This window comes from Vibrio sp. OPT18 (assembly GCF_015163615.1).
GTDB classification, from domain to species: domain Bacteria; phylum Pseudomonadota; class Gammaproteobacteria; order Enterobacterales; family Vibrionaceae; genus Vibrio; species Vibrio coralliirubri.
Window position 1 is genome coordinate 67856 of sequence record NZ_JADDYK010000063.1, and the last position, 10339, is coordinate 78194.

Below are 10339 nucleotides of genomic sequence, written 5' to 3' on the forward strand. Positions count from 1 at the left end.
ACGTAACGCGAACGACGGTATCTCAATTGCACAAACTGCTGAAGGTGCAATGAACGAGACAACGAACATCCTGCAACGTATGCGTGATTTGTCTCTACAATCTTCAAACGGCTCAAACTCAAAATCTGAGCGTGTAGCGATTCAAGAAGAAGTAACAGCACTGAACGACGAACTAAACCGTATTGCGGAAACGACGTCTTTTGGTGGCAACAAGCTGCTTAACGGTACTCACGGTACTAAATCATTCCAAATCGGTGCGGATAACGGTGAAGCGGTAATGCTTCAACTGAAAGACATGCGCTCTGACAACGCTCAGATGGGTGGTAAGAGCTACCAAACTGAGAACGCGAAAGACAAAGATTGGAACGTTCAAGCAGGCTCTAACGACCTAAAACTGTCGTTCACTGATAACTTCGGCCAAGCACAAGAAATCGACATCAGCGCAAAAGCGGGTGACGACATCGAAGAGCTAGCAACGTACATCAATGGTCAACAAGATTCTGTTAAAGCGTCGGTAACTGAAGATGGCAAGCTACAAATGTTTGCAGGTAACAACAAAGTTGAAGGCAGTGTTGAATTCTCTGGTGCACTTGCTGGCGAACTAGGCATGCAAACTGGTAAAGAAGTGACGGTTGATACTATCGACGTTACTTCCGTAGGTGGCGCACAAGAGTCTGTAGCTATTATCGATGCGGCACTTAAGTATGTAGATAGCCACCGTGCTGAGCTAGGTGCTTTCCAAAACCGTTTCGACCACGCTATCAGTAACTTAGACAACATTAACGAGAACGTTAACGCATCTAAGAGCCGTATTAAAGATACCGATTTCGCGAAAGAAACGACTCAGATGACTAAGTCACAAATTCTTTCTCAAGCTTCAAGCTCGATCCTTGCTCAAGCGAAGCAAGCGCCGAACTCGGCACTTAGCCTACTAGGTTAATCGATTAAAAAGCCACGTTGACTATAATCTTTGTTGATCATAAGCGTTAACGTAGGGCCTCCACAAATTAGCTCGTGGTGAGAGATGAGCGCTAAACAAACCCAGCTTCGGCTGGGTTTTTTATTACCCGCTATTTCGCAAGGTGTATTTGAAAAAGTGCAATGTTGGTAAGCAGGAGCAAAAGCGAGATTCCCTATCACGTTCGTTCCTCACTGTAGGGAATGACGGTGTGAAAATAACTAAAACAGTAATTCGTCATTCCAGAACTGAGTAGAACGAGGTATCAGGAATCTAGTTATTTGAGGAAGGAGTTTGTTTCGTTCTTATCTACCACTGTAAGGAATTAAGAGTGAACCATAAGCCGGTGAGGGAATTAACCGTCATCCCAGAATAGAGTAGAACGAGATATCAGGGATCTCTTTTGATTTAATATTCAACACAATGCTCAATAATCAAGAAAACGGGGAACTTTAACGAATGCTGCTCTATTAATTGAAGCCCGATCACACTTTTCTTTGTTGTTGAAAAGAATACGAAAAAAATCGCATTTTTTATTAAAGCTTCTAATTAAGGGGCCGTTAAAGGGATTGAGAGAAATGATATGTACCAATGTAAGGTGAGAGAGACACTGGTGCATAAACAAATTGACATGTATTTGTGTGAGGTGAGAGTCACATAAATGCATTAAAAAATGCCTAAAGGAGATCAACTATGGCGATTAATGTAAACACTAATGTGTCTGCAATGACGGCTCAGCGCTACCTGAATAGCGCGGCTGAAGGTACTCAAAAATCAATGGAGCGTTTGTCTTCTGGCTATAAAATCAATAGCGCAAAAGATGATGCTGCGGGCCTACAAATCTCTAACCGCTTAACGTCGCAAAGCCGTGGCCTAGACATGGCTGTGAAAAACGCGAATGACGGTATCTCTATTGCACAGACAGCTGAAGGTGCAATGAATGAGTCAACCAACATTCTGCAACGTATGCGTGACCTTTCTCTTCAATCTTCCAATGGTTCAAACAGCAAATCTGAACGTGTTGCGATCCAAGAAGAAGTCTCTGCTCTAAACACAGAACTTAACCGTATTGCTGAAACGACCTCTTTTGGTGGTAACAGGCTTCTTAACGGTACTTACGGTAGCCAATCTTTCCAAATTGGCGCAGACTCTGGTGAGGCGGTAATGCTCTCTATGGGGAACATGCGCACTGACACTAAAGACATGGGCGGCAAAAGCTATGGCGTAGAAGAAGGCAAAGATGCTTCTTGGCGTGTAGGTGCTGGTTCTGATCTAACGATTAAGTACAATGATAAGTTTGGTGAAGCTCAAGAATTGTCCATTTCTGCGAAAGAAGGCAACGATATTGAAGAGCTAGCAACTTACATCAATGGTCAAAGCCAAGACGTTAAAGCGTCTGTAGGTGAAGGCGGCAAACTGCAACTTTTCGCTTCAAGCCAAAAAGTTGAAGGTGATGTTGAGTTTGGCGGCAGCCTTGCGGGCGAACTAGGTATCGGTGCTGGTAAAGACGTTACCGTTAACGATATCGACGTAACTTCTGTTGCAGGTGCAAACGAAGCAGTATCTATCATTGATGGTGCTCTAAAATCTGTTGATAGCCAACGTGCTTCTCTAGGTGCTTTCCAAAACCGTTTTGACCACGCAATCAGTAACTTAGACAACATCAACGAAAACGTTAATGCGTCTAAGAGCCGTATCAAAGATACCGATTACGCGAAAGAAACAACAGCTATGACGAAGTCTCAAATCCTACAACAGGCGAGTACTTCTATCCTAGCTCAAGCAAAACAGTCACCATCAGCAGCTCTAAGCTTATTGGGCTAAACTTACCTCGGTAAGTAGCGGTAAACTCTACTCTGGGTAGAGTTTTACTGTTTGGCTCATAAAGGAGGGAGGGAGAGTGTTATGGAAATATCATCCAACGCATCGAACATCCAGCCTTATGGCTCACCTAATGGCATTAAAATTGCAAGCGATGAAGGTAGTAGTGCGTCGAGTATTTCGCGACTAAAAGAAGCAACATCTTATGACAAGGTAGAGAAATCGAAAGAGGAAGCTACCGAAGCGGCGATTCAATTAGCTCAACATAGACAAGAGTTAAATGATGAAGAGCGAGTCAAAATGGTGGAGAAGGTCAACGAGTTTGTCTCCTCTCTCAATAAGGGTGTGGCTTTTAAGGTCGATGAAGAATCTGGGAGAGATGTGGTTACCATTTATGAGACCACAACTGGTGATATTATTCGCCAGATCCCTGATGAAGAAATGCTTGAAATTCTAAGACGCCTAGCAGCCCAAAACTCGAATAGTCGAATATTTGAGGTGAAGGTTTAAGTCGTATTATTGAGGTGATTTAATGAGTTTTGGCCCAATGGGGATTTCGTCTGGCATGGATATTAATTCCATGGTCAGCAAAATTGTTGATTCGGAGCGTGTACCTAAACAGCAACGAATCGACAATGAACGAACGCGAATCGATACCAGCATTAGTGCCTATGGAAGACTCAGAGAATCCCTTGATTCGATGAAAAACCTGATGACAAACTTTCGTCAGGAAAAAGCTTTTGCTGTGCGAACAGTCGAAAGTACCGATGAAGGTCTTGTCTCTGCAACCGCGACTACCGAAGCGATCGCTGGCAAATATGCCATCGATGTGTTGCAGCTTGCCCAAAGCCATAAAGTGGCTTCTGATGTACTGTCAGAGGACATGAAATTTGGCCCAGGTAAGCTGCAGGTTTCGCTTGGTGATGACAGCTTTGATGTGCAAGTTGGCGACAGATCGAGACTTATCGACGTTGTTCGTGGTATCAACGGTGCAGATAGCAACCCAGGCGTTCGTGCATCTATTATTAACGATGTCGAAGGCCCAAGACTTATTATTGCCTCAAACCAGTCTGGTTCAGATCAGCAAATCAGCATTAATGTTGAGTCAGATGCTGCTAATCCCTTAAAAAAACTCGAATACAAAACGCTTGAAGAACGTGTTAAAGCGCTAGAGAAAGCGCGCGTTGCTGCTCAAGATATTCTAGCTCTAACCCCCGCAGGAAAAGCCGTCGAACTCATCGATGAAGTGATCGCTAGCGATGACCCAAATGTGAATGAAACACTCGATAAAGATGGCAATATCATCCCAGCAGCCCAAACCGATTCTACTTCAGATGTTGACGGAGACTCTCAAAGTCTCAGCTACGGTGAGCAAGCCGCAGCCGACGGTCAAGCTGCCCTAGACGCAGCTCAAGCGGCAAAGTCGGTGATGCCTGAAGACAATATCCCTGGCTGGACTGAAACCGCGTCAGGTACGCTTTTAGATTCTTACTACACACCAGAACTTGAGCTTGATGAAAAAGCGATAGAGAAGGCACCCGATGTGCCGGGGTGGTCAAATGCTGCCTCAGGTACTCTGACCGATTCATACGTGACACCGAAAGAAGCCCAACAAAAGCTTGAGGCTGAGCAAGCGCGTATCGAAGAGAAGATTTCACAAGAAAAAGCGGAGTTGGCTGAGAAAGTTCAAAAAGGCGAACTCACCGCAGAACAAGCCAAGAAAATTGAGCGTGCCAAATTAGAACCCGAAGAGCGCGAACTTTTAGAGAAGGTCGATAAAGCGCAAGCAGACCTTGAACAAGCACAGCAATCTTTTGATACCTATAGTGGTATGACTGAAGTTCAGGCTGGCCAAGATTCTATGGTTGTCTTAGATGGTGTCGCTCAGCTCTCTAGTAATAACAATGTGATTGAAGATGCCGTTGAAGGTATTGATATTACCGTGAAAGGAAAAACGCCAAAAGATAAGCCGCCGGCAGAAATTGGTGTTGAGTACGACCGTAACAGTGTTCGCCAAGATATCGAATCCTTTGTGAGCTCTTATAACCAGTTCTATCAAGTGTCGAAAGACCTTGCGGGTGTTGATCCAACGACCGGTCAAAAAGGCCCGCTTTCTGGTGACAGTACAGTACGTAACGCCGACTCTCGATTGAAAGGGGTGTTCTCATCAAGTATCGAAGGTGCGCCAGACAACCTTAAGTCTTTGACTGAATTCGGCATCACCACCACAAGACAAGGCTCGCTAGAAATCAACTACGACATGCTTGATCGTCAACTCAACAACAACTTCGATAAGTTGGGAGAGTTCTTTGGTGGTAACAATGGTTTCGCCAAAAAAGTGGAAGATGCGATTCAAGGTATCACAGGTATCACGGGTTCAATCCGTACTAGAGAGAAGAGCTTGGTCGAGCAAAACTACCGTTTGGTTGATGACCAAAGCGCGCTCGACCGCCGCATGGACAGCCTAGAGAGCCGTACCCACTCTAAGTTCACAGCCATGCAAGATGCGACCAGTAAGATGCAATCTCAGTTGGGCAGTATGATGAATGCGTTGGGCTAATAGATGAATAGCCAGCTACAAGAGCTTTGTGAACTCGATCAACTAATTATCTCTAAACTGGAATTTAGTGAAATTAATGCTGAAGAAATAACGCAGCTTGTCGATAACAGAGAACAGTTATTGCAAAACGTGCTTCAAATAATCGACTCACATCCCGACGTTAAGCAAAGTTCTGAATGGTTTGAAGCCATTACCAGAACCAGAAAATTAGTCGAATTGATGCAGTCTGAGACGAGTCGAGTAGGTAAGACCCTACACAAATATCGTCACGGTGCTAAATCAGTTCAACAATACAAAAAGTTTTTATAGAAGAGGTTTACTATGCGCGGTTCTTTACAGGCATATAAAAAGGTATCAGTGGATAGTCAGCTAACGGCTGCCTCACCGCATAAGATTGTACAAATGCTAATGGCCGGTGCTATCGAGCGTTTGATTCAAGGAAAAGCGGCAATGCAAGCAGGCAACATCCCTGTGAAAGGTGAGCGACTTGGTAAGGCTCTAGATATCATTATTAGCTTACGTAGTTGCCTATCTATGGACGATGGTGGCGATATTGCGAAAAACCTAGATCAACTTTATGAGTTCATGATCACGCAAATTTCTGCGGCAAATCACAAAAATGACCCACAGCCTATTGATGATGTTATCGATATTATTCGCGAAATTAAGAGCGCTTGGGACCAAATTCCGAACGAATATCACAACTTGACGTCCGCTGACGTAGGGATTTAAAGAAAAATTGCAGTTTTAACCAATCTCATATCCCTTAATTGGTTGGTTGCCTTATTTTTTTAATCAAATAAAATAGAAGCCATTAGATAGCCTAATGGCTTTTTTCGTTGCTGATTTCCTAAATTTGTCCACGTAGACCGTAATCGTTGATAATTTTCACTGTTTTATAGACTACGTTGCTCACCGTTTTTCCGCATCGCACCAAAATAAAGGCAATAATTCCTACTTATGCAAGGTTTGGCAAAACTGCTTGTCGTCGACGATAACGCTCAAGATCGTCACAATTTAAGCACAATATTAGAGTTTGTAGGAGAGAGCTGCGAAGTAATCAGCTCTGAACAAGCGCGCAAGGTTGACTGGTCACAACAATGGGCCGGCTGCATCATTGGCTCAATTAAAGGTAAAGGCTTCAACGCATTACTGAATGAGAAGCTTGTTCACGCCAATCACATCCCTTTACTGGTGATTGGCAAAAACAATCACCCGGTTGACGAGTTGACTAACTATGTTGGTGAGCTTGAACTTCCTCTTAACTACCCGCAATTAAGTGATGCATTAAGACACTGTAAAGATTTCTTAGGCCGCAAAGGTGTTCAAGTTGTGTCTTCGGCACGCAAGAACACACTGTTTCGCAGCCTAGTAGGACAAAGTGCTGGCATTCAAGAAGTACGTCACTTAATTGAACAAGTCTCTTCTACGGAAGCGAACGTGCTGATTCTTGGTGAATCTGGTACAGGCAAAGAAGTCGTAGCGCGTAACATTCACTATCACTCTAAACGTCGTTCAGGGCCTTTTGTTCCTGTAAACTGTGGCGCGATTCCACCTGATTTGCTTGAAAGTGAACTGTTTGGTCACGAGAAGGGCGCATTTACTGGGGCGATTACCGCACGTAAGGGCCGTTTTGAATTGGCTGAAGGTGGCACACTGTTTCTTGATGAAATTGGCGATATGCCGATGGCGATGCAAGTTAAGCTGCTACGAGTGCTGCAAGAGCGATGCTTTGAGCGCGTAGGTGGTAACAGCACCATACAAGCTGATGTTCGAGTGATTGCGGCAACGCACCGCAACCTTGAAGATATGATCGACGATGATTCGTTCCGTGAAGATCTCTACTACCGCTTGAATGTATTCCCGATCGAAATGCCGGCGCTTCAAGATCGCAAAGAAGATATTCCACTGTTGCTTCAAGAGCTGATGACTCGAATGGAAGCGGAAGGCAGCATGCCTATCTGTTTCACGGCTCGTGCTATCAACTCTTTGATGGAGCATTACTGGCCGGGCAACGTTCGTGAACTAGCGAACCTGGTTGAGCGAATGGTTATCTTGTATCCAAATAGCTTGGTTGATGTGAATCATCTGCCAACTAAATATCGATACAGCGATATCCCTGAGTTCCAGCCAGAGTTTAATAGCTTTGGATCTGAAGAGGAGCAAGAGCGTGATGCACTTGCTGACTTATTCTCAGAAGATTTCAGCTTTGATCAGCAAGATGATATTGCCGACAATGCCAATGCTCCTCAAGAGTTACCGCCAGAAGGGGTTAACTTGAAAGAGTTACTCGCGGATATGGAAGTGAATATGATCAATCAAGCGTTGGAAGCGCAGGGCGGCATTGTTGCTCGTGCTGCTGACATGCTTGGAATGCGTAGAACCACTCTGGTTGAAAAAATGCGTAAATATAACTTGCAGCGATAGTGTTCAGTTTTCGATGAAAACGAAAAACTAGCACACACTTTTTAGCTATTTGGTAACTCTAGCTAAGTGAACAGATAAACCATAGTCGAGTTGTTGCTTGCTTAACTATGTGATAAATATAGCAAATAGCCTGACTCGTGTTGTACGTCTCAGGCTGTTTTAGTATTTGAGGCAAATTTTTGACATGCGCGTATCTAACGAACCAGAAAATCAATCACACCTAGATTCTGTTGAACAGCAGGTTGAGCGCTATAAGCAAGTACTCGACGTGATGCCAGCAGGGGTCATCTTGTTAGATACACACGGCGAAGTGAGAGAAGCGAACCCTGAAGCGCATCGTATTCTTGGTGTTGAGTTGGTTGGCGAGAAGTGGTTTTCAGTGATTCAAAGTGCCTTCGACCCAAAAGACGATGACGGTCATGAGATCTCATTGAAGAACGGGCGAAAAGTACGTTTGGCGATTTCAGCCTCTACCACGGGTCAGCTGATTTTGATTACCGATCTGACCGAGACCCGACTATTGCAGTCTCGCGTGAGTGATCTTCAGCGTTTGTCTTCATTAGGTAGAATGGTGGCCTCGCTTGCCCATCAGGTTCGAACGCCGCTTTCAAGTGCGATGCTGTATGCATCAAACCTTGCCGCGCCAAACCTGCCGCCGGCAACAAAAACGCGTTTTCAATCTAAGCTTATGGATAGATTGCATGACTTAGAGAAGCAAGTGAACGACATGCTGTTGTTTGCCAAAGGTGGTGACAACAAAGTAGTTAAGCCATTTACAGTGTCTGAATTGATCACCGAATTTCACCCTATGGTGGAAGCGGCATTGAAAACCAACCAGATTGATTATTGCCAGGAAGTTGAGGCCGAACAGACTCAAATGTTCGGCAACGCCAACGCTATCGCCTCAGCGTTAAGCAACCTGGTGTTGAACGCGGTTCAAATTGCGGGCAAGGAATCGCAGATCGATGTGTTTTTTAGGCCCGTAAATGGCGAGCTTAAGATATCAGTGCAAGACAGTGGCCCCGGCGTACCGAAAGAGCTTCAAGGTAAAATTATGGAACCCTTCTTTACCACTCGTTCACAAGGTACAGGTCTAGGCTTAGCGGTTGTACAAATGGTATGTCGAGCACATGAAGGCCGACTGGAATTGATATCAGAAGAAGGCGACGGCGCATGCTTTACCATGTGTCTACCGCTTGAAAGAAGTGCTTCTTCTGAAGACTAATAAGTTTTAACTGAATTTACACTGGAGAATCCTATGGCTCAAAGCAAAGTGTTAATCGTCGAAGATGATGAAGGTCTACGCGAAGCCCTTGTCGACACTCTCGCGCTTGCTGGCTATGAATGGCTGGAAGCGGATTGTGCGGAAGATGCTCTGGTCAAATTAAAATCGAACTCCGTTGATATTGTCGTATCTGACGTGCAGATGGCGGGCATGGGTGGCTTGGCGCTATTGAGAAACATCAAGCAGCATTGGCCAAATTTGCCGGTATTGCTAATGACAGCGTACGCCAACATCGAAGATGCCGTTGCTGCAATGAAAGAGGGCGCTATCGACTATATGGCAAAGCCATTTGCGCCGGAAGTGCTGCTCAACATGGTCAGCCGTTATGCCCCTGTAAAGTCGGATGACAACGGCGACGCTATCGTTGCTGATGAAAAAAGTATCAAGCTAATGATGCTGGCCGATAAAGTCGCAAAAACCGATGCTAACGTCATGGTGTTGGGCCCAAGTGGTTCTGGTAAAGAGGTGATGTCTCGCTACATTCACAATGCTTCTAGCCGAAAAGATGGCCCGTTTGTCGCAATCAACTGCGCGGCAATCCCAGATAACATGTTAGAAGCGACCCTGTTTGGTTATGAAAAAGGCGCATTTACTGGTGCTATTCAAGCTTGCCCGGGGAAATTCGAGCAAGCGCAGGGCGGTACGATTCTGTTGGATGAGATCAGTGAGATGGATCTTAGCCTACAAGCCAAACTACTGCGTGTTTTGCAAGAGCGCGAAGTTGAGCGATTAGGTAGTCGTAAGAGCATCAAACTGGACGTTCGTGTATTAGCGACCAGTAACCGTGACCTTAAACAGTATGTTTCTGAAGGGAATTTCCGTGAGGATTTATACTACCGCCTGAATGTATTCCCAATTTCTTGGCCACCACTGTGTGAGCGTAAAGGTGACATTGAGCCTTTAGCCAAGCACTTAGTTGAGCGTCATTGCACCAAACTTGGTATGCCTGTACCGGTTATGTCAGCGCAAGCGATCAGTAAACTCGTCAATTATCCGTGGCCGGGCAATGTTCGCGAATTAGACAATGTGGTACAGCGTGCGTTAATATTGAGCGAACAAGAAAACATCTCTGGTGAGCATATCCTTCTTGAAGGTGTCGATTGGCAAGACGCAAGCAGCCTACAACAAATCGTCGAAGGCAGTGATGTTGCTGCGCCAGAAATCAAGCCTATTGCCGAAGCAAACCCAATCAATAAAATCGCGGCTAGCAGCGAAGGGTTAGGTAATGAGCTTAGAGATCAAGAGTATGCGATCATTCTTGAAACCCTGATTGCATGTAATGGCCGAC

The 10339-nt window shown here is 45.0% G+C and carries 9 protein-coding genes; all 9 read left to right on the top strand.

Annotated features, from left to right (window positions below; translation table 11 throughout):
• The coding region (locus IQQ51_RS17470) for a flagellin (RefSeq protein WP_228012960.1) at nucleotides 1–940 on the top strand (940 nt) is incomplete at its 5' end.
• Between the two features lie 711 nt (nucleotides 941–1651).
• A complete protein-coding gene (locus IQQ51_RS17475) occupies nucleotides 1652–2782 on the top strand; it encodes a flagellin (protein ID WP_048611345.1) in 1131 nt (376 codons plus the stop codon).
• 81 nt (nucleotides 2783–2863) lie between these two features.
• Nucleotides 2864–3289, top strand: a complete 426-nt coding sequence (gene flaG / locus IQQ51_RS17480; RefSeq protein ID WP_048611347.1) for a flagellar protein FlaG — start codon at nucleotides 2864–2866, stop codon at nucleotides 3287–3289.
• A 22-nt stretch (nucleotides 3290–3311) separates the two neighbouring features.
• Nucleotides 3312–5339, top strand: a complete 2028-nt coding sequence (gene fliD, locus IQQ51_RS17485; protein WP_193841669.1) for a flagellar filament capping protein FliD — start codon at nucleotides 3312–3314, stop codon at nucleotides 5337–5339.
• Nucleotides 5340–5342: 3 nt separating this feature from the next.
• On the top strand, nucleotides 5343–5648 hold the full coding sequence (locus tag IQQ51_RS17490) for a flagellar protein FliT (RefSeq protein WP_017060688.1): 306 nt from the start codon (nucleotides 5343–5345) through the stop codon (nucleotides 5646–5648).
• Nucleotides 5649–5660: 12 nt separating this feature from the next.
• Complete coding sequence (fliS, locus tag IQQ51_RS17495) at nucleotides 5661–6071, top strand: flagellar export chaperone FliS (protein ID WP_004736194.1); 411 nt, start codon at nucleotides 5661–5663, stop codon at nucleotides 6069–6071.
• 228 nt (nucleotides 6072–6299) lie between these two features.
• Entirely contained in the window at nucleotides 6300–7766 is a 1467-nt protein-coding gene (locus IQQ51_RS17500; protein ID WP_193841670.1) for a sigma-54 dependent transcriptional regulator, read from the top strand.
• A 184-nt stretch (nucleotides 7767–7950) separates the two neighbouring features.
• The gene (locus tag IQQ51_RS17505; RefSeq protein ID WP_193841671.1) at nucleotides 7951–8991 is read left to right on the top strand and encodes a sensor histidine kinase; all 1041 of its coding nucleotides are present in this window, start codon (nucleotides 7951–7953) and stop codon (nucleotides 8989–8991) included.
• 33 nt (nucleotides 8992–9024) lie between these two features.
• On the top strand, nucleotides 9025–10339 hold a 1315-nt coding region (locus IQQ51_RS17510; RefSeq protein ID WP_228012962.1), incomplete at its 3' end, for a sigma-54-dependent transcriptional regulator.